The organism is Methylovulum psychrotolerans, from assembly GCF_002209385.1.
Taxonomy (GTDB): Bacteria; Pseudomonadota; Gammaproteobacteria; order Methylococcales; family Methylomonadaceae; genus Methylovulum; species Methylovulum psychrotolerans.
The window spans coordinates 776,557-798,703 of sequence record NZ_CP022129.1 but is presented as its reverse complement, the minus strand read 5'-3'; the positions used below and the strand labels follow the sequence as shown (position 1 = coordinate 798,703).

The 22,147-nt window shown below is 50.6% G+C and carries 25 protein-coding genes and 1 CRISPR repeat array; of the genes, 11 read left to right on the top strand and 14 right to left on the bottom strand.

Going from position 1 to position 22,147, the window contains the following annotated elements:
* Positions 1-81 precede the first annotated feature (81 nt).
* Positions 82-1,632 carry a ShlB/FhaC/HecB family hemolysin secretion/activation protein gene (locus tag CEK71_RS03390; protein WP_232463755.1) on the bottom strand — a complete coding sequence of 517 codons (1,551 nt, stop codon included), beginning with the start codon at positions 1,630-1,632 and terminating at the stop codon, positions 82-84.
* A gap of 425 nt (positions 1,633-2,057) precedes the next feature.
* Positions 2,058-3,833 (bottom strand): hypothetical protein, encoded by a 1,776-nt coding sequence (locus CEK71_RS03385; protein WP_088618065.1) that lies wholly within the window; start codon positions 3,831-3,833, stop codon positions 2,058-2,060.
* 419 nt (positions 3,834-4,252) lie between these two features.
* On the opposite strand from CEK71_RS03385, the gene CEK71_RS03380 reads away from it, so the two are divergent.
* The gene (locus tag CEK71_RS03380) at positions 4,253-4,753 is read left to right on the top strand and encodes a hypothetical protein (RefSeq protein WP_232463754.1); all 501 of its coding nucleotides are present in this window, start codon (positions 4,253-4,255) and stop codon (positions 4,751-4,753) included.
* Positions 4,754-4,913: 160 nt separating this feature from the next.
* Here the strand turns inward: CEK71_RS03380 and arsA are convergent, their stop codons facing one another.
* The 4 genes from arsA to CEK71_RS03360 all read right to left on the bottom strand — a co-directional run bounded on the left by arsA (position 4,914) and on the right by CEK71_RS03360 (position 7,975).
* On the bottom strand, positions 4,914-6,677 hold the full coding sequence (gene arsA, locus CEK71_RS03375; protein ID WP_088618063.1) for an arsenical pump-driving ATPase: 1,764 nt from the start codon (positions 6,675-6,677) through the stop codon (positions 4,914-4,916).
* A 71-nt stretch (positions 6,678-6,748) separates the two neighbouring features.
* On the bottom strand, positions 6,749-7,105 hold the full coding sequence (gene arsD / locus CEK71_RS03370) for an arsenite efflux transporter metallochaperone ArsD (protein WP_088618062.1): 357 nt from the start codon (positions 7,103-7,105) through the stop codon (positions 6,749-6,751).
* Between the two features lie 18 nt (positions 7,106-7,123).
* On the bottom strand, positions 7,124-7,603 hold the full coding sequence (locus CEK71_RS03365) for an arsenate reductase/protein-tyrosine-phosphatase family protein (RefSeq protein WP_088618061.1): 480 nt from the start codon (positions 7,601-7,603) through the stop codon (positions 7,124-7,126).
* Positions 7,604-7,636: 33 nt separating this feature from the next.
* On the bottom strand, positions 7,637-7,975 hold the full coding sequence (locus tag CEK71_RS03360) for an ArsR/SmtB family transcription factor (protein ID WP_088618060.1): 339 nt from the start codon (positions 7,973-7,975) through the stop codon (positions 7,637-7,639).
* Positions 7,976-8,243: 268 nt separating this feature from the next.
* On the opposite strand from CEK71_RS03360, the gene CEK71_RS03355 reads away from it, so the two are divergent.
* The 5 genes from CEK71_RS03355 (at position 8,244) to CEK71_RS03335 (ending at position 13,447) form a co-directional block, all read left to right on the top strand.
* Positions 8,244-10,034, top strand: a complete 1,791-nt coding sequence (locus CEK71_RS03355) for an ABC transporter ATP-binding protein (protein ID WP_088618059.1) — start codon at positions 8,244-8,246, stop codon at positions 10,032-10,034.
* A 2-nt stretch (positions 10,035-10,036) separates the two neighbouring features.
* A complete protein-coding gene (locus CEK71_RS03350; protein ID WP_088618058.1) occupies positions 10,037-10,888 on the top strand; it encodes a PHP domain-containing protein in 852 nt (283 codons plus the stop codon).
* 121 nt (positions 10,889-11,009) lie between these two features.
* Positions 11,010-11,960 (top strand): 4-hydroxy-3-methylbut-2-enyl diphosphate reductase, encoded by a 951-nt coding sequence (gene ispH / locus CEK71_RS03345; RefSeq protein ID WP_088618057.1) that lies wholly within the window; start codon positions 11,010-11,012, stop codon positions 11,958-11,960.
* Complete coding sequence (locus CEK71_RS03340) at positions 11,950-12,348, top strand: RNA-binding S4 domain-containing protein (RefSeq protein WP_088618056.1); 399 nt, start codon at positions 11,950-11,952, stop codon at positions 12,346-12,348. The genes ispH and CEK71_RS03340 overlap by 11 nt, the downstream gene beginning before the upstream one ends.
* 337 nt (positions 12,349-12,685) lie before the next feature.
* A CRISPR array of direct repeats spans positions 12,686-13,134; the repeat unit is 28 nt; unit sequence GTTAACCGCCGCACAGGCGGCTTAGAAA.
* A 103-nt stretch (positions 13,135-13,237) separates the two neighbouring features.
* Positions 13,238-13,447, top strand: a complete 210-nt coding sequence (locus CEK71_RS03335; protein WP_088618055.1) for a hypothetical protein — start codon at positions 13,238-13,240, stop codon at positions 13,445-13,447.
* Between the two features lie 78 nt (positions 13,448-13,525).
* Here CEK71_RS03335 and CEK71_RS03330 read toward each other — a convergent pair whose 3' ends face one another.
* Genes CEK71_RS03330 through sugE form a run of 3 tightly spaced genes read right to left on the bottom strand, consistent with a single transcriptional unit; the run spans position 13,526 to position 14,459 of the window.
* Positions 13,526-13,858, bottom strand: coding sequence for a TusE/DsrC/DsvC family sulfur relay protein (locus tag CEK71_RS03330; protein WP_088618054.1), 333 nt, complete (start codon positions 13,856-13,858; stop codon positions 13,526-13,528).
* Positions 13,849-14,139, bottom strand: coding sequence for a sulfurtransferase complex subunit TusB (gene tusB / locus CEK71_RS03325; protein WP_088618053.1), 291 nt, complete (start codon positions 14,137-14,139; stop codon positions 13,849-13,851). The genes CEK71_RS03330 and tusB overlap by 10 nt, the downstream gene beginning before the upstream one ends.
* Positions 14,139-14,459 (bottom strand): quaternary ammonium compound efflux SMR transporter SugE, encoded by a 321-nt coding sequence (gene sugE / locus CEK71_RS03320; RefSeq protein WP_088618052.1) that lies wholly within the window; start codon positions 14,457-14,459, stop codon positions 14,139-14,141. The genes tusB and sugE overlap by 1 nt, the downstream gene beginning before the upstream one ends.
* A gap of 186 nt (positions 14,460-14,645) precedes the next feature.
* Between sugE and CEK71_RS03315 the strand changes: the two genes are divergently transcribed.
* On the top strand, positions 14,646-15,413 hold the full coding sequence (locus CEK71_RS03315; protein WP_088618051.1) for a LamG domain-containing protein: 768 nt from the start codon (positions 14,646-14,648) through the stop codon (positions 15,411-15,413).
* 58 nt (positions 15,414-15,471) lie between these two features.
* Here the strand turns inward: CEK71_RS03315 and CEK71_RS03310 are convergent, their stop codons facing one another.
* Positions 15,472-17,217 (bottom strand): lytic transglycosylase, encoded by a 1,746-nt coding sequence (locus tag CEK71_RS03310; RefSeq protein WP_088618050.1) that lies wholly within the window; start codon positions 17,215-17,217, stop codon positions 15,472-15,474.
* A 271-nt stretch (positions 17,218-17,488) separates the two neighbouring features.
* On the opposite strand from CEK71_RS03310, the gene CEK71_RS03305 reads away from it, so the two are divergent.
* The 3 genes from CEK71_RS03305 to CEK71_RS03295 are packed head-to-tail and all read left to right on the top strand — an operon-like array spanning position 17,489 to position 19,324.
* The gene (locus tag CEK71_RS03305) at positions 17,489-18,208 is read left to right on the top strand and encodes a class I SAM-dependent methyltransferase (RefSeq protein ID WP_088618049.1); all 720 of its coding nucleotides are present in this window, start codon (positions 17,489-17,491) and stop codon (positions 18,206-18,208) included.
* Positions 18,201-18,644 (top strand): ribonuclease HI, encoded by a 444-nt coding sequence (rnhA, locus tag CEK71_RS03300; protein ID WP_088618048.1) that lies wholly within the window; start codon positions 18,201-18,203, stop codon positions 18,642-18,644. The genes CEK71_RS03305 and rnhA overlap by 8 nt, the downstream gene beginning before the upstream one ends.
* Positions 18,645-18,679: 35 nt before the next feature.
* On the top strand, positions 18,680-19,324 hold the full coding sequence (locus tag CEK71_RS03295) for a hypothetical protein (protein ID WP_088618047.1): 645 nt from the start codon (positions 18,680-18,682) through the stop codon (positions 19,322-19,324).
* Between the two features lie 18 nt (positions 19,325-19,342).
* Here CEK71_RS03295 and CEK71_RS03290 read toward each other — a convergent pair whose 3' ends face one another.
* From CEK71_RS03290 to lexA, 3 genes are all read right to left on the bottom strand, one after another.
* A complete protein-coding gene (locus CEK71_RS03290) occupies positions 19,343-19,723 on the bottom strand; it encodes a YajD family HNH nuclease (RefSeq protein ID WP_088621490.1) in 381 nt (126 codons plus the stop codon).
* Positions 19,724-19,815: 92 nt separating this feature from the next.
* Positions 19,816-19,953, bottom strand: coding sequence for a hypothetical protein (locus CEK71_RS23085; RefSeq protein WP_198328445.1), 138 nt, complete (start codon positions 19,951-19,953; stop codon positions 19,816-19,818).
* A gap of 16 nt (positions 19,954-19,969) precedes the next feature.
* On the bottom strand, positions 19,970-20,608 hold the full coding sequence (gene lexA / locus CEK71_RS03285; RefSeq protein ID WP_088621489.1) for a transcriptional repressor LexA: 639 nt from the start codon (positions 20,606-20,608) through the stop codon (positions 19,970-19,972).
* Between the two features lie 574 nt (positions 20,609-21,182).
* Between lexA and CEK71_RS03280 the strand changes: the two genes are divergently transcribed.
* Positions 21,183-21,569 (top strand): lipocalin family protein, encoded by a 387-nt coding sequence (locus tag CEK71_RS03280; protein WP_088618046.1) that lies wholly within the window; start codon positions 21,183-21,185, stop codon positions 21,567-21,569.
* 174 nt (positions 21,570-21,743) lie between these two features.
* Here CEK71_RS03280 and CEK71_RS03275 read toward each other — a convergent pair whose 3' ends face one another.
* The gene (locus tag CEK71_RS03275; RefSeq protein WP_088618045.1) at positions 21,744-22,043 is read right to left on the bottom strand and encodes a hypothetical protein; all 300 of its coding nucleotides are present in this window, start codon (positions 22,041-22,043) and stop codon (positions 21,744-21,746) included.
* Between the last annotated feature and the right edge of the window lie 104 nt (positions 22,044-22,147).

Here is a 22,147-nt window from a genome sequence, read left to right as displayed (position 1 = left end):
TAGTAGGCCTACCGTTATCGATAGGCTGTAAGTTGCCTAAGAGCCTGACGGAATAAATCTAACGCCAAACATAGCCAACTTTTAAAATTCTGTTGCGATATTAAAATGTACTTTAGGGTCACCCATATAGACCGGCTTAAGGTCTATTAAAGGGAAACCTATGTCGAGGACACCGATAAAATGCTTGAACATTTGGATGCGCGTACCGATCCCGGTACTGGCCAATTCATTGGTCGAAGCATTGCCCGCCAGTACCCGTTGCGACCAGCCCTTACCCCCATCCAGAAACACCAAAGCTTGTAATTTGTTGATGTAATCCAATTTAGCCGAAACCAAGCGTGGCGACCGCCATTCCATTGAGCCGACAATCCCACTGTCCATTAAGGCTTGGGTCTCATAATAACCGCGTATCGACTGCATACCGCCCATAGAGAACTGTTCGTTACTGATCAACGGCGAATCGGCAAGCTGCCCGGAGAGGCGGCTAAAAAATTCCATCCCTAACGGCAATTGCTGGGTAAAGCTTAAGCCTCCGATCAAATCCAGATAATTGGCTTGGGCATATAAGCGCTTGTTTTCAAATTCCGCCTGGCTGTTGCCCAAGCCCCGCACCGAAAAGTTAGCCCCTAAGTTAAAGGACACCAAGGATTTTTCATTTTTTACGGAGCCGTTATATTGTAAGGTGAACGGTAAATAACTGATGGGGGTTCTGATGGTATCGGCACCGATTAACTGAAGGTCTTCCTTAAAGCTTTTATAATCGACTCCGACGAGCATGGATTGGGAATAGTTTTTTATGGTCGGCAAGGGCTTGATTAACCGCGCCCCAAAAATCTGCCCGTTACCGATCACCGCCAAAGCCCCGCCGCTGGCTATCTGTGCATTAGATGACGAACTGACCCCGTACAACGCCAATTTAGCGGCATTATCAAACAATGGTAACGAATACGTCCCGACCACCACATCCACTTCATCGCTTTCTTCCGGCGACACCTGATAGGTCAATGACGCGCTATGATATTTCTGCCATAAATTGTCGTAATGCACGGTAGAGACCAAGCGCAATAGGCTGGTTGATGAGGTATTACGGCCATTCAGCGCGACACTGCCATGCAAAGGCAAATCGTCCTTCACCTTTAAATCCACATCCAAAGTTCCCGGCGTATCGCCCGGACGCAAAATAGGCGTGATTTTCCGGTCATTGCTCAGCTTATCCAAAGCGGCAAGCTGCTCCTGCATTTTAGGCATGTTCGGTATATGGCCTTCGGCCAGCTCCGGCACCGCCGCTTTAATGCTGCCTAAAGAGAAATAGCGCGAATCTTTCACCCGCAGACGCGACACCTTACCTTCGACCACTTGCAGATACACCACGCCATTTTGGACATCCTGCTCAGGAATATCCACGCCCACCGTCTGATAGCCTTGGTCGTGATAAATTTTTTCTAACGCTTCCCGGGCTTTTTCGACCGTTGCTATGGTTTTTTGCGGGCCTAAGAAAGGATATACCGTGCGTTCAAGTTGGGTGCGTTCCAGCAAGGTATTGCCTTTCACGCGCAGTTCGAATAAATCGAAACGGTTTTCCTGTTCTTTTGTTTGTTCTTCGGCGCTTACGGTTACCGTTGCAACAGACAAACAACCCCCAAAAAAAATGCTGAACGCCACTGAGTTAACCAGCAGCCCCCGCTTAAGATCATATAAAGGCATGTGTATTTATTTGGTCTGAATGGATCTAGTTTGCGACAGGCTAATGTCGGTTATGATAATCAATAGTTTATTCACTAGAGAAAGGCTTAAATAGATAGCGACAAGTTTTTGCGCCTATTCTAGGATGTTTATATTAATTTTTAATGACAACGCGCCGCCTCTATGGCCTTAGTGAGCATCTAAAATGACTTTCTTGGGCAAAGGGGTAAGCGCGGTTAGGAAGATTATTTTTAAGCAACCAAGAAAATACAGTCCCCCAAAAATGCAAAAAAGCCAACCGTCCGAAAACGGTTGGCTTTGTTTTTACGGCAAGATGCCGCTGTTCAAGCCATTAATGCCTTGCGCATTAACAATTATTGAACAATTTGCAAGCCCTGGGTGTTGTTTGCAGGGTTGTTAGAGTAGATGATTGGCGTACGGCAATCGTTAGTGGCACTGCCGCTGGTGCCTGGGAAAATGGCATGGCTTAATGGGTTAACAGGGGCTGCCAAGTTAACTTTGCCGGTTGCAGCAGCAGGATGCGTGCTGTTAGGAATTGCCATAATGCCGGAAGCACCGAAAGTATGAGTGCCTGTGTTGGTGTTGACATAGCTGATTACAGAAGGGGTAGTGAATGAACTAACCAATTCCAAAACCATTGCTTTCAGCGCGGCATCAGTCAATACAGTCGTGTTGTATTGGAAAGTACCTTCAACCCAATCAGGGTATGAGCCGTTAGCGACGTTAGCCAAAGTCGGCGCTACACCGTCGATTTTCACGAAACGGTAAGCGTTAGCCAAGTTGGCGTTTTTGTCCAATGATTGGAAACCAACTGCCCAACGTACTGCGGTCGCGCCAGCGGCACCATAAGCTGTGCCTGGGGCAAAGTTACCCGCCGTGTTGGCTGAGCCTGCATCCAATTCATTCAAACATTCAGCCAAATCGCCGCCGCTGGCCATGGCATGAACCATAGGACGCAACAGTTTTTCTACGTTGGCGATAGGGCCGGCTTTATAGCCTGTTTGGCCAGATTCGCCAATGGCAGAATGGTCAGCATGTTGGACAACTTTGCTGCCGTTGGTGCCACAGACGTTGTCTAAGAATTTGACGCCGAATTGGGCTTTGGTGCCTGAACCGACAGTACGGCTACAGATATGGACTTTAGCTGAACCTGGTTTGTTGGCAGCACTGACTTGGGTGTACAAATCAGAAGCGCCGACTTTAAACTGGGTCCATTGGTTGATTTTGCCGGCACCTAAAGCAGGGGCGCTGATGTTGGCGGCTAATGGCGCGACTGGTGTTGGGTAGGCGGCAAACAAAGCAGAGATAGTGCCTTTATTCAGGTTAGGCATACAGGCTTCTGAATCGGCAGTATCAACTTGAGTGCCTGACAAATCGGTATAACCGGCGTTAGTTGGGTTACAAACGCTGCTTGCAGGGAATTGGGCTTCTTGTAAGGCATTACGCAGTTTAGTCGTAGCAACAACACCGAAAGTCACCGCAGGGCCTGGGACGATTTGGTAAGTGGTTGGTGTTGGGTTTGGCGGCGTAGCTGGAAGCGTACCTACAGGTGCATTTTCACTGACAACGGTGAAAATTTGTGGGTTAACGTCAGAGATACCGAAAGTAGGGACGTGGAATTCAGCGTTAGTGCTGACATTGTATGCGCAAGTTTTGACGCTGGCGAATACAGAAGAAGATGCAGAAGTACAAACGCTTGGGTTAGTCGTCAGATTCAAGAATTCAATTTGTGCAGGTGCGACGATTGGCACAACGCCTTTGCCTGAACCGCCCGCGTTACGTTTGTAAACCAACAGGTTTGACGTAGTGATAGAAGCAGGGATGCTGGTGTCAGGTGTCAAGCTGCCGTTAGCGGCAGTGTTCAATTCGCAGATATAAGCCAATTGGTTGCCAGTTGACTCTTGGAATTTATGGACAGTACCCGCTCTACAAACGCCCTCGTTAGTGCCGACAGTCAAGCCTCTTTCAATCAAATCTGATTGAGCAGAAGAACCTGACAGATAAACGGTAGTGGTATCAGCCAAAGTTGCCGCATCAGGCAAGTTGTTGGCATTGAAGGTAATGGCCGCTTGGGCAGCGCCGCCAAACAAAGCCGCAGAGATTGCCGCTCCTAATAAGATTTTTTTCATGTTATCCTCGTTATTTATAAATATAAAAAAACCGCACTTACAGTCTATGGGTACAGTGGGCATCTTCAACACATCAGGCTCAATTCCTTCTGCTAAGGGCTATTCATCAAACCCTTAATAAACGGCAAACTAGCCTTCCATGTTTAAGCAATGACACACCGCCAGCTTGGCCATTATTCATATCCGCTAGATTGGTCAATGCTGATGGCCTTACCTCAACTTGTGGTATTTTTTCATACTTACTGCGTGAAGATGGTTACAGCTTCATGAAAATTCCATGTAACGTATGACGTTTGTATGACGTTTGTGGCTTATCTTGGCTTTCGTAGTATTTCTGTAACATTAATCTTTTATCTTATGCGCAATTGATGAACCACCCTCATCCCCCTGATCACCCACAGCTCCCAGGGAGTTGCCTTTTGAACGAATTAAAACAAATCATTTCGCTACGCCTGGTCGATAGTGATAGGGCCGCCGTGCAGGCGATCGCCGCACGCCTGTTTGTCAGGGAATCTGATATTTACCGTTTCGCCATTAACTATCTGCTCAACCGGTTCAGTTGCCTGTTTGACGATACTTACACGGGCAGCGATTTATTGCCCGCCATGCTGGAAATCCGCGCGGAAATTAACCACACCCTCGGCTTAAAAAGACATCAGCTAGAAAAGATCATTAATGGTAACAACATCAACCCGGACAAATATGTGGCGATGTGTGATATTGAACTGCTGCTGATGCCGCAACACTTGCTAAGACAGCGCCTGCTGAAACTGGATGAAAACCCAAGGAACCAAGGCGATGTGGAGACTTGGCTAAAAGACTACCTGACCGACAAATACCATTTGCTGGCTGTGGAAAAAAAGACGGTATTCGACGATTTTATCGTGCCGCGCAAAAAAGCCCCAAAGCTTGATACCTAATGGCCTGCCAACGCTTCACAGTGAATTTTCGCCTGTACGACAGGAAAGGCATAAGCTCACGCCCCTGTGAAGAGGGCTTTCGGCTTCGCTCAGGAACTGAGCGGCGGGGTTTAACACACTGAGGCGCAATGGAGCGCCCACTTAATTTTATGCACGTTCCTTAATGCCTACCCGCCAACGCCAACAGCCGATCAACTCCCACAGGCTCTTCAGATAATAACGGTACCACGGCATAGCGATGGGCATGTTGATGCGCAACCGCGTCGATTTCGCGCACTTCATTCATAGCACGTTGACGCAATAACGGCGATGCCACGGTCGTGGCAGCGATACTGTTATTGATCACCCACGCCCAAGGCTCAATACCGGCACGGCGCAAGTCGTTTTGCAGATTAGCCGCTTCCAGCACAGGGGTCGTTTCGGCCAATGTGACGATCAGCACCTTGGTTTGCTGAGGGTCTTGTAGTTGCATCATCGGCGTTGAAAACGGCACACTGCCGTCCATCTGCCGGGCGACTTCCCGATGATAAGCGCCTGTTGCGTCAAGCAGCAACAAAGTATGCCCAGTTGGGGCGGTATCCATCACGACAAACTGCTTACCTGCCGCGCGGATAATCCGCGAAAACGCCTGAAACACGGCGATTTCTTCGGTACAAGGCGAACGCAAATCCTCTTCCAGCATAGCGCGGCCTTGCGCATCCAGCTTAGCGCCTTTGGTCGCCAAAATCTGTTGGCGATAACGTTCCGTTTCGGCGTGAGGGTCGATACGGCTGACGGTCAGATGGGCTAACGCCCCATCCAGCGTTTCACCCAAATGCGCAGCAGGGTCAGAGGTGGTCAGATGCACAGGCAAGCCGCGTTGCGCCAAATTAACTGCCACTGCCGCCGCTATTGTCGTCTTACCTACCCCGCCTTTGCCCATCAACATGATAAGGCCGTGACCGCCCAAGGCGATTTCAGCAACCAGATCAGAAAGGCTAGGCTGCGTAAACGCCATAACTGGCGCAACCGCCATCGGCACTGACGCAGGCGCGTCAACTAACAGCTGCCGCAAAGCCTCCAGTCCCACCAAATTGAAGGGTTTAAGCAATACCTCGTCACGCGGCAAAGCCCGCAACACCTCCGGGATGCCCTGTAGCGCCGCCTGCTCACGCGTATGGATAGCCAACGCCAAGGAATCATTGCCGATTGCGCTGGCAGGCAAGAGCGCGTTAATCAGCAGATATTGGTTCTGAAAGCCAATCGCCGCCAATTCTTCATGCGTACGCGCCACCTCGCGCAAGGCCGAGTGCTGGGCGCGGGCCACTAAAATCAGCCGGGTGCGGGCCGCATCAGCAAGACAGGCAACCGCCGCCTTATACTGGTCGCGTTGCTTTTCCAAGCCCGCCAAAGGGCCAAGACAAGAAGCGTCGCCCTTACCTTCTTCAAGAAAGCCAGTCCAAGCACCCGGCAATTGCAACAAGCGGATGGTGTGTCCGGTCGGCGCCGTATCGAACACAATGTGATTGTAACTGCTGGTTAAAGCCGGATCAGTCAACAAGGCCGTGAACTCGTCAAAGGCGGCAATTTCAGTCGTGCAAGCACCCGACAGTTGTTCCTCAATGCCTTTAACCACCGCTTCCGGCAATAGGCCGCGCACTGGCCCGACAATACGGTCACGGTAAGCTTGGGCAGCGGCTTGCGGATCAATTTCTAATGCCGCCAAGCGGGGCACGGCAGGGATGGCGGTAATCTGATTACCGATAGTGATGCCGAAGACTTGGCCGACATTGGATGCAGGGTCAGTGCTGACCAGCAAAACCTGTCGCCCGGCATCGGCTAATTGTATGGCCGTGGCACACGCCACCGAGGTTTTACCCACACCGCCCTTGCCGGTAAAAAACAAAAAACGCGGCGCTTGGTCAAGAAACCTTAATGCGGACATGAGAAACCTCTAGCAGATGCTTGCCCTACCCAAACATAGGCAGAACCTTGCGGGTGTAATAAAGTGTCGGCTCAGCAACAGCTACTGCCACTACAACAAGCGGATACCGGTTTTTCGGTTGCTTCAGTAATGGCCACCCAACGCGCCAATTCGGCGCGATTAGGATAGCGGCCCGCTAAGGCCACTTCGCCATCCACCAAAATCAACGGCAATGCATCAGCGCCGGAACGCTCCAGAAAGGCCTTTACGACAGCATTGTCAGCAAAAGCCATCGGTTGCTGAGCCAGGTTGAAGCGCTCAAGGTTTGCGCCATTTTGCTTTGCCCAATCCACATCGGCAGAAAAATCTACTAACTGTTGATCGACTTCCACACCGCACACACCCGTACTGCAACACAAGGCGGGGTCAAAAATTTGAATGCTTGCCATGATTAAATTCCTTAAACGTTAGGGTAACAGATTGCCAAGACGATCCAGTTCCGCTTTTAAGCGTTCGCGGTCGTCCTTTAATTCATCCAGCGGTAAAGCCAGAAATTGTTCAATGCGATGCCGCAAAATACGGTAAGCCGTCATAAACGCCGCTTTGATTTCCTCTTCAGTACCTTCGGCATGGGCGGGGTCTTCAACCCCCCAATGACTGCGTAAAGCGCCGCCCAAATACACCGGACAGGTTTCGTTAGCCGCATTGCCGCACACGCTCAGCACAATATCCGGTGTCAACGGCAGTTCATTCCAAGATTTGCTGTAATAGCCCTCGGTAGAAATGCCTTCCTGCTCAAGCAAAGCCACCGCGCCGCTGTTTAACCGACCCAACGGCTTGCTGCCCGCACTGATGGCCCGCCACCCTTCCGGGGCAAGATGATTGAAAATGGCTTCACCCATCAGAGAACGGCAAGAATTGCCAGTACATAAAAATAAAACATTCATAATCAATAAGATGTATTAATGAAAAATAAAAAATTAATCGCTATCACAGCAAGGGGATGCCTTATCGGCATCAAAACAGTGTTCCGGGCTACCCGCACAACACTCGGCAGTCAAATAGCCGATCAATGCCTGCATAACGGCAAGGTTCGCCCGATAACGTTGGTAGCGTCCCTCTTGGGTGACGTTAAGTAAACCGGCATACGTCATCGCCTTGAGATGAAAGGACAGATTCGTGGGCGGTAACGCCAATAACGTGGCAATTTCACCCGCCACCAGCCCGGTGGGCGCCTGTTTTACCAGCAGCCGAAAAATATCCAGCCGAATGCCGGATGCTAGTGATTCAAAAAGTGTGGTGGCAAGTTGTTTATCCATATTTCAATTATACAATAATAGTTGAAATATAAAAATTATAAAATGGCTTATTGTAAAAGTTGTCTGCCCAATGTGCATGTGCTTATTGGTGAACCAAACGCTTGCCTTTTGGATAGGAGTGCGTACAGGGAGTTGAGTTCCCCCCATTTTGGCAATAAGCACAAAACATGACGCGTCTGCCTCCACAGATAGCATTCTGTAATTGACTGTCCAGCCTTTTGCCGACAAGATGCTACAATAACCGTTTTTTCATCGCCCTCCTCACCCTGTGCAAACTAAACCGGACAAGCCCGTTGACCTTTGGAAGCCCATTAAACAAATCGCCCTTGAGCATAAAAAAGCCCTGGTTTACTCGCACCTGATCGCGGTCTTAGCCACCGTCGCCAGCGTTCCCGTACCGTTGCTGATGCCCTTGCTGGTCGATGAAGTCTTGCTGCATAAACCGGGCATTGTCATGGCCACCATTGACTTGGTCGCCCTGCCGGAATGGCGGCAACCGATTTTGTATATCGGCGTGGTGCTGTTTATCAGCGTTCTGCTACGCTTATTCTCCATCCTGTTCAACATCATCCAGTTGCGGCAATTTTCGATGGTATCGAAAGACATCGTGTTCCGGCTGCGCAAAGGCTTGCTTGACCGCTTGCGGACGATTTCAATGGCGGAATATGAAAGCCTAGGCACAGGTACGGTAGTCACGCATCTGGTCACCGACTTGGACACGCTGGATAATTTTATCGGCAACACCATCAGCAAACTGTTGATTGCGGTACTGACCATCATCGGCACAGCGGTGATTTTGCTCTGGATGCACTGGCAACTGGGCTTGTTTATCTTATTGCTGAACCCGGTGGTGATTTATTTCACCCGCGTAGTCGGGGCAAACGTCAAACACCTAAAAGCTAAAGAAAACTCTGCATACGAAATTTTCCAACAAGCCCTGACAGAAACCTTGGAGGCCATCCACCAGATCCGCGCCAGCAACCGCGAACAATACTATTGCCAAGAACTGATTACCGCCGCCCGTTCAGTCAAAGACAACGCCATCGCTTACGCGTGGAAAAGCGATGCCGCCAACCGCCTCAGTTTTCTGATATTTTTGTTCGGCTTCGATGTATTCCGCGCCGGTGCCATGCTCATGGTGTTCTATTCCGACTTGACCATGGGACAAATGCTCGCGGTGTTCGGCTATTTATGGTTCATGATGGCGCCGGTACAAGAAGTTTTAAACATCCAATACGGCTACTTTGCCGCCAAAGCCGCCCTGCTCCGCATCAATCGCCTGAATGCCCTGCAACAAGAGCCGCAATACCCGCATCTGCATAACCCTTTCCAAGGCCAAAAAACCGTCGCGGTGCGCGTCGATAACCTGCATTTCAGCTACGGCGAAGACAGTATCCTCAACGGCATAAACCTGCACATCAAAGCGGGCGAAAAAGTCGCCTTAGTCGGAGCCAGCGGCGGCGGCAAATCGACCCTGATCCAAATCCTGATTGGCCTGTATCCCTGCGCCCCGCAGCGCATTTATTTTAATGATATACCCATTGAACAGATCGGTTTGGATATCGTCAGAGAAAATGTCGTCACCGTTTTGCAACATCCTGTATTATTTAACGACACCATCCGCGCCAACCTGACCCTCGGTAAACCGGCTCCTGATGACGTGCTATGGCACGCCTTAGAAATAGCCCAATTGGGCGAAGTGATAAAAGACTTGGACAAAGGTTTGGATACCGTCGTTGGCCGCCACGGTATGCGCCTGTCCGGTGGCCAGCGCCAGCGCATGGCCATTGCCCGCATGGTGGTCGCCGACCCCAAAGTCGTCATCCTTGATGAAGCGACCTCGGCCTTGGACAGCGAAACGGAGCATAATCTGCACCAGGCTCTGGCGACATTTTTAACAGGCCGCACCACGCTCATCATCGCCCATCGGCTCAGTGCCGTCAAACAAGCCGACCACGTTTATGTGTTCGAGCAAGGCAGCATTTGCGAGCAAGGGCGGCACGAAACCTTAATCCAACAAAATGGCCTTTATGCCAAGCTATACGGCGAGTACCAATAACCATGCCCGAACCTGACCCAAGCAAACCGCAAATTTACGACCTGCACTGCCATTCCACCGCCTCAGACGGGGCTTTGTCGCCCACCGCCGTGGTGCAGCGTGCCTACGAACGTGGCGTAACCGATCTGGCTCTGACCGACCACGACACCACTGCCGGACTGGCCGAGGCGGAACGTTGCGCCGCCACCGCCGGCATAACCCTGATCCCCGGCATAGAGCTGTCCGCACAATGGCGGCACCAATGCTTCCATATTGTCGGCCTAGGCATTAACTCTGCCTACCCGCCCCTAGCCGATGCCACGCAACGGTTACAAAACACCCGCATGGACAGGGCGGAACGGATTGCCGACAAACTGGAAAAAAAACGCATCCCCGGCGCCTTAGCCGCAGTCATGGCGGCAGCGGGTGACGGTATGATCACGCGTAGCCATTTTGCCGACTTTCTGGTCGCCGGACACCATGTTAACAGCCAACAGGAAGCCTTTGACCGCTATCTGGCCAAAGGCAAACCCGCCTACGTCTCGACCGCGTGGGCAGAATTGGTGGAAGCGGTCGGCTGGATTACTCAATCCGGCGGCGTGGCGGTGCTGGCGCACCCCCTGCGTTACAAACTCAGCGCCAACCAAATGCGCCTCTTACTGACCGCGTTTAAAGACGCGGGCGGACAAGGCATAGAGGTCGTTACCGGACGCACCAACCCCGACGAAATCAGCCGGGTCTGCCAATACGCCAAAAACTTTGGCCTGAGCGGCTCGATGGGTTCCGACTTTCACGGGCCCGACCAATGGGTGGAACTCGGTCGCCTTATGGCCCTGCCGCCGCAAATCCAACCCGTTTGGCAATTACTTAACTAACCGCACAGCGGGTAAAAAACTTACCCGCCGCCGCAATTCACTTTTGCGCACATCGCCAATAGTATCGCCTCCCCTATTGAGTTAAAATATTCCCATTCAACCCACTAAAGAAGTCAAGATTATGCAAATCGTACTCGCAAACCCCCGTGGATTCTGTGCCGGTGTAGACCGCGCCATCGAAATCGTCGACCAAGCCATAGAAGCGTTCGGCGCCCCCATCTATGTCCGTCATGAAGTCGTGCATAACCGTACCGTCGTTGACGGCCTGAAAGAAAAAGGCGCGATTTTTATCGAAGATCTGACCGACGTACCCGTCGGCTCTTACCTTATCTTCAGTGCCCACGGCGTTTCCAAACAAGTACAGCAAGAAGCCAAAGAGCGTAACCTGACCATTTTTGATGCCACCTGCCCCCTGGTCACCAAAGTGCATCTGCAAGTCGCCAAACACGCCAAATCCGACCGCGAAGTGATCCTGATCGGCCACGCCGGCCACCCCGAAGTGGAAGGCACCATGGGCCAATACGAAAAATGCACCGAAAACGGCGGCATTTATCTGGTCGAAACCCCCGAAGACGTCGCCAAACTGCACGTCAACAACCCCGACAACCTGGCCTACGTCACCCAGACCACCCTGTCCATGACCGATACCCAAATCATGGTCGATGCCCTCCGCGCCCGGTTTAGCTCCATCCAAGACCAGAAAAAAGACGATATTTGCTACGCCACCCAAAACCGTCAAGACGCGGTGTATGAGCTGGCAAAAACCGCCGGCACCATCTTAGTGGTCGGCTCGCCGAACAGTTCCAACTCCAACCGCCTGCGCGAAATCGCCGAACAGCTCGGCAAACCCGCCTACCTGATCGATACCGCCAAGGACATGCAGCAAGAGTGGTTTACCAACATTGATGTCGTCGGCGTAACCGCCGGCGCCTCCGCCCCCGAAGTCTTAGTACAAGAAGTGATTAACCAACTGAAACAATGGGGCGGCCAATCGACTATTGAAATCCAAGGCATTGAAGAAAAAGTCGTCTTCTCCCTGCCCAAAGGCCTAAGAAAAGCCAGTGTCGCCTGAACTGGAGTCCCTCCGCCTAGATAAATGGCTGTGGGCGGCGCGTTTTTTTAAGACCCGTGCCGATGCCGCCGAAGCCATCAACGGCGGCAAAGTCCACGTCAACAAACAACGCGCTAAGCCAGGTAAAGACATTAAAGTCGGTGCACAACTGAGCATCAGCAAAGACCGCTACCGCTGGGAGATCACCGTCACCGCCCTCAGCGGCCAACGCCGCGCCGCCAAAGACGCGGCGCTGCTCTACGAAGAATCCCCGGAAAGCCACGCCCAACGCCAACTGCAAATCATCCAACAGCGCGAACAACGGGAATTTTTAGCCATCAACGGCATAGACCACAAGCCCAATAAAAAAGAACGCCGCTTGATCCATCGGTTTAAAGATGGGCAATAACGCCCATCACCTTACCGCGTTTCCGGTACAGAAAAGCTCCCCTCGCGATCAATATGAGCGGCATCAAACGGAGCGCAAAGGTCTTTAGCCTTTGGACGATAACCTAAAGCCAACGCATTAACATTCCGCTTACCCCCTGTAGCTTACCCATAACCATAACAGACCAGCCCCTATTTTTACCCCCTAAGCCTGCACCCCCAAAATTTAGGAATAAATTTAAAGCCCAAATTTACTTAATAATAATCAATAACTTATAGTAGCATCAAAAAACATTGGTTTTTCTTGCCAAAATCCTCGTAAAGCCTATATACTCTAGCCTCTGAAGCATCTAACTCCAGTTAACCGCCGCACAGGCGGCTTAGAAATCAACTTCTTGGCTCCACTGATCCGCCCACTCGTTAACCGCCGCACAGGCGGCTTAGAAAACCGCCAAGACTTTGCCGCGTGGTCGATGAAAGTTAACCGCCGCACAGGCGGCTTAGAAACATTTGTACTGTCCGGCCAAGCCAATGGCATCGTTAACCGCCGCACAGGCGGCTTAGAAATAACCTCAGACAATTCAAAAATAACAACATCCGTTAACCGCCGCACAGGCGGCTTAGAAAAACTGAAGCCAAAACCTGCGGCCCACGAAAAAGTTAACCGCCGCACAGGCGGCTTAGAAAATGCGGGGCATTGTTGATTTTGGTTTGCCATACGTTAACCGCCGCACAGGCGGCTTAGAAATTTTTGGCATCAAGCCTTTCGCCAATAATAAAGTTAACCGCCGCACAGGCGGCTTAGAAAATCAATCTTAGCACCCGACTGGATTTGTTTCAGAAACGTTTGTAGGCAAGCATTTTTATGCTGAAATAGTCACGCTGTACCAAAAATTACACGAGGCTGACTTATGATCCATAGATACCAAGACAATTGCCGTTTTTGCGCCCATTATCTGGGCGGACAGCGCTGTAAGGCATTCCCTTTGTCGATACCTGCTTACTTATGGTCGGGCGACAACCAGCACCGTAGCCCCTATGATGGCGACCAAGGCATCCAGTATGCGTCTAAGCAGATGGCCGTGCCCGATGCAGATGCCTTTCTGTCCGGCAATTATTAATGGCTGGCGCATCCGTCACTGTTAACCGTCGGCCAGCATTTACAGCAGCTTAAAAACCCAAATGCCATTATCTACCCCTCACAAACAAGTTGGCGGCTTGGGCAACCCCGCCAGCTTGCAAGTATACTTCAACGGCCCATCGGGGAATAAGCGCTGCAAATAACGGCTATTGCCCTTCTCTTCCCCTAGCGTCTTCGCTATGGCTTTGGCGAATACCCGTGCATTGGGCAGATGCTTATACTGCCGATAATACCCCCGCATAAATTCAATCAGCTCCCAATGCGCCTCCGTCAACTGAATCTGGTTAGCAGCGGCTAATGCCTCGGCGACCGTAGGGTTCCAATCCGCCGCATTCACCAAAAAACCTTGCTCGGTAGTCGGTAAGGCGATACCTTCAACCATTAAGACCATGATTGTGTCACTGTATTTTTAATGGTCAACGCCACCAGCCCGGCATAATCGACCAAAGCCAACCCTGCGACCAAGTCAGCTTGGGCAAGGCCGCGTATCTGTAAATCATCCGCTAAGGCAAACACCTGGCAGGCCCCTGTTAAGCGGCTTATCTCCTGCACCCAACGGCTATTTTTTAACAATCCCAGCACCGCGCCATCCAAAAAAACCACATCATCCCCTGCGCCGATCCGCGCCAGTACCGCCGCATCCGGCGGCGTTTGAAAAATGAGCTGTAACATTACACCGTATCCGTTATTTTTAAGCCAATAATGCCGATAATCACCAGTAACAGCGAGAGCAAACGCGGCCAGTCCGCCGATTCTTTAAAAAGGACAATCCCCAGAATGGCTATGCCGACTGCACCGATGCCCGTCCACACGGCATAAGCCGTACCGATAGGTAAGGTTTTAATCGCCAACGTCAGCAGATAAAAGCTCAGCGCACCAGAAGCGGCAGTCAGCAAGCTTGGCCAAAGCTGGGTGAAGCCTTCGTTATACTTAAGGCTGACCGCAAAAACAATCTCTATCACACCCGCCAAAAACACTAATAACCACGCCACAATAACCTCTTTTTCTTAACAAAACAGCGGTCATTTTACAACATGTAGGGGGCAAGGGCATGTAAGTCTGCCGCAAACAGACAAATGCCCTACGTTTAAGGTAAATATTTACCTGCCTTAGCCGAGATTCTTTGCTACATTACCTCCGACACAGCGATTATCATCATAAAAAAGGACTGGAAAGCCATGAAAACCACGACAAAATGCCTATTATCCCTCGTTGCCGCCATCGGCACTTATAACGCCCAAGCCGCCCCATTGAATAACATGGTCGCCAACTGGCATATCGACGAGGGTGCAGGCCAAAAAATCCTTGATTCATCGGTTTACGGCAAACATGGGCAACTGGGCGGCAGCACGGCGGCAGATGTCGCCGACCCACTCTGGATTAGCCGCCGTTTTGACGATGCGGCGTTAAATTTCACGGGTGGACAGTATGTAAAAATACCTCATGCGGCTATTTTAGAGCCGCAAAAAATCTCTGTGGAAGCGTGGATAAAAGCAGGGACGACTGACGCAACCGTACCGCTGTATGTGCTTGCCAAAAGCAACCATGCCTGTAGTTATGCCGCATACGGCTTATATCTGCACGAAAATGCGACGCACAGCAATGGCGTGCCTTATTTTTATGTCGCCAACAGTGACGGCTCGTCTTATACCGAATCGCCCGATCCGGGCTATAGCTTAATGGATGGCAAATGGCATCATTTGGTCGGCACTTATGACCTGAACGCCGTCAGGTTATATGTAGACGGCGTACAAGTCGGTACCGGAACACCAACAAAATCAGCCATCGGCTACGGCAGTTTCAGCCAAAAAGATATCTATATCGGCAGTTTTGACAACGGGGCAAATGGATGCCCATACCAGTTTATCGGCAGCATTGACGAAGTAAGGATATGGAATAAAGCCTTGACTGCCAGTGATGTGTTGACCCGCTATAAGGGCTATTGACAGGCACAAAAAAGGGCGGTCAAGCCGCCCTTTTTATCGGTGTCGGTGTCAGAACGTTTTAAGTAGAGGGCTGCCCGTCAACAATCACTTTTAATTGCTGCCCAGGACGCAGGCCTCTGCTTAATGCGTCGGCGTTAGTTTTGCGCAATTCGCTTACGGAGATGTTAAAGCGTTTGGCGATTTGCGTCAGGGTATCGCCATTGCCGACTTTATAATGCACCAAGCGTATCGGTGCGGCTGAGGCGACCTGCTGGTTGGCGGTGCCCCCTTTAATCACCAGTTTACGGCCCGGCAATAGGGCGGTTTTTAGGGTTATTTTATTCCACTCGGCCAAATCTTTAGGATCTACCGCAAAGCGTTGCGAGATGTTCCAAAAGGTATCGCCTTTTTTCACCGCATACATCTGGCCGCTGCCGCCAGTCTGGATTTTTGCCGCTTTTACCGCTATCGGCTGGCGCTCAGCCCGCGCGTCGTTAAGGTCGTCGCTGGCGGACGGAATCTGCAAGCGCATACCCCAACGCACATTACCGTCGGGCAAATGGTTGGCTTGGCGTAACGCCGCTATGCTGGTATGGCTACGCTCGGCAATCGCCGATAAGGTTTCGCCCGGCTTGACGGTATAACGCCCTGAAATAGTGCTGGTCTGAATCTCTTCATGACGCTCTTCTTTCGGCTCGCTTCTTTTCATGATAGGGGCGGCGGCAAGCCGTTCTTCAGAGCGGATTCTGGCCGGAGCCGGGGCTGGTGCAGCCTCTTCATAAAATTGGCTGTAATCGACGCGTTCGTTAAACGGCAATTGGGCGAGGTTTCTTTTAAAGTTTTGCGCTTGCGCCACCGGCACTAACAGGCGGTGCGGACCTTGCGGGGCGGTACACGATCGGTTAAAGCCCGGATTAAGCTTTAAGAATTGGTCAAAAGGGGTATTGGCCAATTGTGCGGCTTTGCGCAAATCCAACGGCGCTTTAATATCGACCGCTTCAAAATACGGCTTATTAGGGATATGATGCAAATGCAGATTGTATCGCTCGGCATTAGCGAATATTTTGGCGATCGCCAATAAGCGCGGCACATAATCTTGGGTTTCTTGGGGCAGGCTTAAAGACCAGTAATCCGTCGGCAGACTGCGGCCTTCATTTTTATCTATCGACTTGCGGACGCGGTTTTTGCCGCAATTATACGAAGCCAAAGCCAACAGCCAATCGCCGTCGAACAACTCGCTTAACTCTTTCAGATAAGTGGTCGCGGCTTTAGTGGAGGCATAAACATCGCGGCGGCCATCGTACCAATCATTTTGCTCCAAACCGTATTCTTGACCTGTAGAAGGGATGAATTGCCAAAGCCCTGAGGCATCGGCGGTAGAATAGGCGTTCACCACGAACGCGCTTTCCACCACGGGCAATAAGGCCAATTCACCAGGAATGTGCTTAGCTTCCACCTCGTCCAAAATATGGTGCAGGTAAGGCTCTGCGCGTTGCTGGATAATTGCGAGGGAAGCCGGATGTTGCAAGTACCAATCAACCGCACGGTCGATACGCTCATTATCCATTTCCGGCAGGGAATAGAGCGCTAATAAACGGTCCCATACGCTATCGTATTGGGCGGTTTCGCTTTGGGGCTTGTGTTTGTTGAATTTAAGGCGAGAACCGGCCTGTCCAGAGACATTCTCTGGCGCATTAGGATCGGTGTTGCCGGACACTTGGTCGGTGGCACTGATCTGGTCGGTGGCGTTTTCCGTACAGCCTGCTGCCAAAAAAGACAACAAAATCAATAGGAAATTAACTGGCCTCTTAAAATTAACATGCATCGTCTTATAGCCTAAGAGTGTAGTTATATAATATAAGGGTTATAGTATAGCGTGTTTTTCTTGAAATTATTCAAAGGAATATTACATTATCTGAAAGAAAAAGTTAATCCACGCCTAATGCCTGACCCGCCTGCGATTAATTGCCCGCCGCCAGCCGTTTTCTTTCCGCATTAAGCGGCAAGCTTGGCGTAAATAAACAGTGTCCATGCCACAGCGGCAACCACCCGCCTTGCCTTAAATTGGGGCAGGCTCACAACCTGTAAGCACCGCAATGAAACGTAACTTCTTATTTTCTTGGTACCAAACGCCTAGGGGCAAATTGCTAAAAGAACTCGAAACCGAGTATCTGCAACGCGCCATTACGGTAAGTTGCCAGCAAACCGTTTTGCAGATTGGTGGATTGGGCTGGGAAAATGACTTTATTGACTGTACTTTATACAAATTCTATACCATTCTTGACGCAAAAAATCTAGGCTCACCGCTGGCCAGAAAAATTCAAGCCAAAGCCTTCCGTTTGCCGTTAAAATGTGCCAGCGTCGATATGGTCATTGTTCCACATCTGTTAGAATTTGACACGTCGCGCTTCCAAACCATGCGCGAAATAGAGCGGGTCTTAAAGCCTGAAGGGGTCATCCTGATGATGAACTTTAACCCTTGGAGCATCTGGATTCGGTACCAGTTTTTATGGGAACTCAAACTGACCGATTCTTGGCGCGGGCACTTTATCAGCCATGCCCGAATGATGGACTGGCTAAAACTGCTCAATTTTGAAGTTACCGTCTCGTCAAGCTTTTATCTGGATGAAATCAAGACCAAACACGGCAAAGCGGTGCGCACGGCCGGCTCGTTTACCGCAACCGCCTACGCCATTAAGGCCATTAAGCGCCGCTACAACCTGATCCCCTTATCCCCAGTGACGCAAACCGACCAACCCCGTTTAATGACCACCTCTTTAGCTTCTACCTCTGCCCCCCAAATTAACCATGACTGACTGCGTAATTATCTATACCGACGGCGCTTGCCGCGGCAACCCGGGCCCTGGCGGCTGGGGTGCGATGCTGACCTATAAAAGCTACAGCAAAGAACTGTTTGGCGGCGAAGCCACCACCACCAACAACCGCATGGAACTGATGGCGGCGATACAAGCCTTAGAAGCGCTGAAAAAACCCTGCAAAGTCAAATTGCACAGCGATTCCAGCTATGTACTGAAAGGCATTACCGAATGGTTGCCCGATTGGAAAAAACGCAATTGGCGCACCGCCGCCAAACAGCCCGTGAAAAACGACGACCTCTGGCGCAGGCTTGATGCCGCCAGTAACCTGCACACCATCGAATGGCAATGGGTCAAAGGCCATTCCGGCGACCCCGGCAACGAACGCGCGGATGCTTTGGCAAATAAGGGGATTGATAGCTTAGGGAGGGGATAAAATAGGCCTAATAACGCCACGCGAAGAGGAAAATCATGATTCAGGCGCTTTTCATTCTAGCGGCATTACTTATTCTTGCCCTTGCAGGGTATTTGCTGATTATTGCTGTCCGCTGGGCGTTCCGGTTTCCAAAAGCCGCGCTCATCCTCTGCACCCTATTAATTGCCGGATGCGGCATCTATTACCAACACTTTATAACACAGCATAGGCTAAAGCACCTCCCCAAAGACCTACCCATTGACGATATCCTTTACGCCAACGAAGAATCTTGGGGATGGGGGCCTGGCGGCAATGAAACGGGCTTTATCGCCTATAAATTACCCGATATTGCCGCACAAGCTATACTGCAAGGCGGTCTTGCTTATCTGGAAAAATTATCGCCCAAAGGATCAGCATCCGGCTTTTATTGGCATTACGGAAAATGGCAAGAAACCCCAATTCTGTCAGATCCCCAGTGGCTAGACAATAAGCAAAAACGCGAAGCCATAACAGCGGCAGCTAGCCCCAAAATTGCCAACTACCTAAACGTATATGGCTTTGGCATTCCCATAGACCCGCTGATTGAGAGCGAGCTTAATAAGGCAATTGCCAAACCAAAAAGCTATTTTGCCTATGGGCGCATTGGCATCATCATTGTCATTCCCGATGCCCGAAAAGTTATCTATGCTTACAACGGTTAGGCGTAGATAAACAAAGCCTTATTTCTTACTGCCCAACAAGCTCTTCAAATCCGCAAACGGATTATGGGTGGCCACAGGCGCACTGGCTTTGCGGGTCTGGATACCGGAGAAGCGGGTCTCCTCATAACGCGAATGCTCATTATCATGGCAATACAGGCATAACAATTCCCAATTGCTGCCATCCGCCGGATTATCGTCATGGTTATGGTTGCGGTGATGCACGGTCAGCTCCGCAAGGTTTTTGTGGGTAAACTCACGCGCACAACGCCCGCACACCCACGGATACATCTTTAAAGCCTGCCCGCGATACGATTGCTCGCGCAATTCCTGTTCACGGCGGGCGGCCATCACTAACTGGGTTTGTTTGTCGCTATTGGCGGATGTTTTATTGACTGCCATATCCTGTCCTAAAAACTCATGCAAATAGGGATATTGTAAAGCGTCTGAGCCTTTAGCGATAGTCATCATAAAGCTAAGCGTCCGGCTCCAGATCAGGCGGCCATTAATGGCCGCCGGATTAACTTAATCAAGCGGCGCATAAACCCCTGCATCGGGCGTTTTTTATAGTGGTTCATAATGCCGTCGATTTTATTGTACACCTGATCGTGCATGTGGATTTTTCTTGGCATGGCCTTGCTCCTCACATTAAATGACTGGGTTGGCATGGGATCGGTAACTGCGCATTTGCCCGACCAACACACCTTGGATTTGCACCTGTTCAGGGCGGTAAGCCAACGCGCTCATGGCCGCATTGGCGGGCAGCAACAACACTTGTCCGGCGGATTGCTGAATGTATTTCAACGTGGCTTCGGCGTTATCAATTAGGGCGACGACAATCTCGCCGTTCTGGGCATAAGCGCGTTGCTCAATCACCACCCAATCGCCATCAAAAATCCCCGCCTCAACCATCGACTCGCCTTTAACTTGCAACACATAACACGGCTTATTGGTTTTTAAGGCCTCAGGCACCACCATATAGCCGACCGTCTCCAACGCCTCAATCGGTTTACCGGCAGCGATAGCCCCGACAAAAGGCAACCCCTGCCCTTCCCTAGCCTCTACCCGCGCTTGGGCCGTCAGGCGCACCCCTGTCTGCTTATTGCCGTTAAACGGCTCGACCAGCCCCGCATTAACCAGCGCCGAAATATGCTTATGCAAAGACCCGCGCGAAGCCATGTCTAACGCTTCACAAAGCTCGTCCAGACTGGGGGGATAAGGAAAACGCGCTTGATTGGCGCGTAAGAAGTTAAAAATCTCCCGCTGCCGCCTAGTTAAAATCTCCATCATGCGTCCTTCCTTAACGTGTTGAATACGGGGTTAGCTTACCAGAGACAACGGCAAAAGCAAGAAAAAAGAGAACAAAAAGAGAACAAGAAAGATACAGAGAAAAACGAAACAGCCGTAGAAACGTTGTCGCACCTTTACCGCTTAGCGCTAGGCGTAGATCTGCTCGGCTCTAACTAATTACATGGGTGGCAATGGCCGCCACTATTTTCGCAACTGTTTCTTTCACCCCCGGTCTTTAATGCTGGATGGCTGTAGGCAAGCGGCAAGTCCGGCTCCGCCGCGCACCATTCCACAAGTCTTCTGACATTAGCTGAAGGCGGCTTTGCTGGCCGTACGGTAAGCCCGACAGCTTAAGAAATCATTTTTTTTCAACCAATTGAAACAACATGAAAAAATATATTTATACAAGATGCTGGTTAGCCTTACTGAACCGTTTATTCCATACTGCCTATCAGCCCCTGAGGTTACGCCAATTTATTTTCTCGGCAACGCCAATTAAAAATAGGGTTATGCCCCTAGTGCGCGTAGAATCCTTTCGCGTAATCAATTAATTTTAAAAAGGAAAACGGTTATGAAAAAAATAGCTTTGACGGCGGCGATAGGGGTTTTAAGTGTATGGGCAAGCATTGCGTTTGCGGACATTGCCTTAGAATCGAAAGATGATATGCACGGAACGTGGAAACTGCAATATACGAAAAACTCCCTCACCGCGAAAGAAACGGTATCACGGGAAGATTCGTGGGTATTTCAGGGCGGAAAAGTCACTATCAAAAATATTGCCCGCGAAGGCGGACATTATGACCAAACACCGCTGAATTATGAAATCGACAACGGCAAATTAAAAGTGCCGTTTGTAGGCCGCTCAGGATTTGATACCTTTACCTTAGTGGAGCGCACAGCGGATACCATGACGCTGAAAGGCAAATTCGGCGAGCTTTACTATTTTGTAAAAAAATAGCCGCAGGCATTTTAGCCAAGACAGGCCTATTGTCGGGCAGACCCTCATTATCTTGCATGGCACAGCGATATGGCTACCCGGCAACATATTGGCGTACAGAATCACTTGGTTAAAGCAACCATAGGCGATGGACGTTAACCCATCACCTATGCGCGGGTTATTGCCCGGCCTTCTCTACGACTCGGTGCTGTCGATATCCGCCAAGTACATATCCGCCAATAATTTCTTCTCGGCAGTTGTCAGTAAAATCCGTTTATAAGCCTGTTCTTTCTGTTCTCCGTCCACCTGACTGCGGCGGTCATTGGCACGCCTGAGCATTTTGCGGCGGTCGTGAATCGGCTGCTCCAGACCTTGGGTGCGGATATACTCCAGCCATTCGGGCGAACCGAACGGATGCGGATTTTGGCGGCGGTCGCCCCCACACCGGGTATTAGAAGATTCTCTAAGGCTGGTTCTTAAATCAATGATGTTCATATTATTATTGTCTCCTATCCTTGATTGCGGGCATTATCGGCCAACACAACAATAATAGGTTAACGTTTCATAAAGTCAAACACCTTTGCTCTTTAAACTTTAAA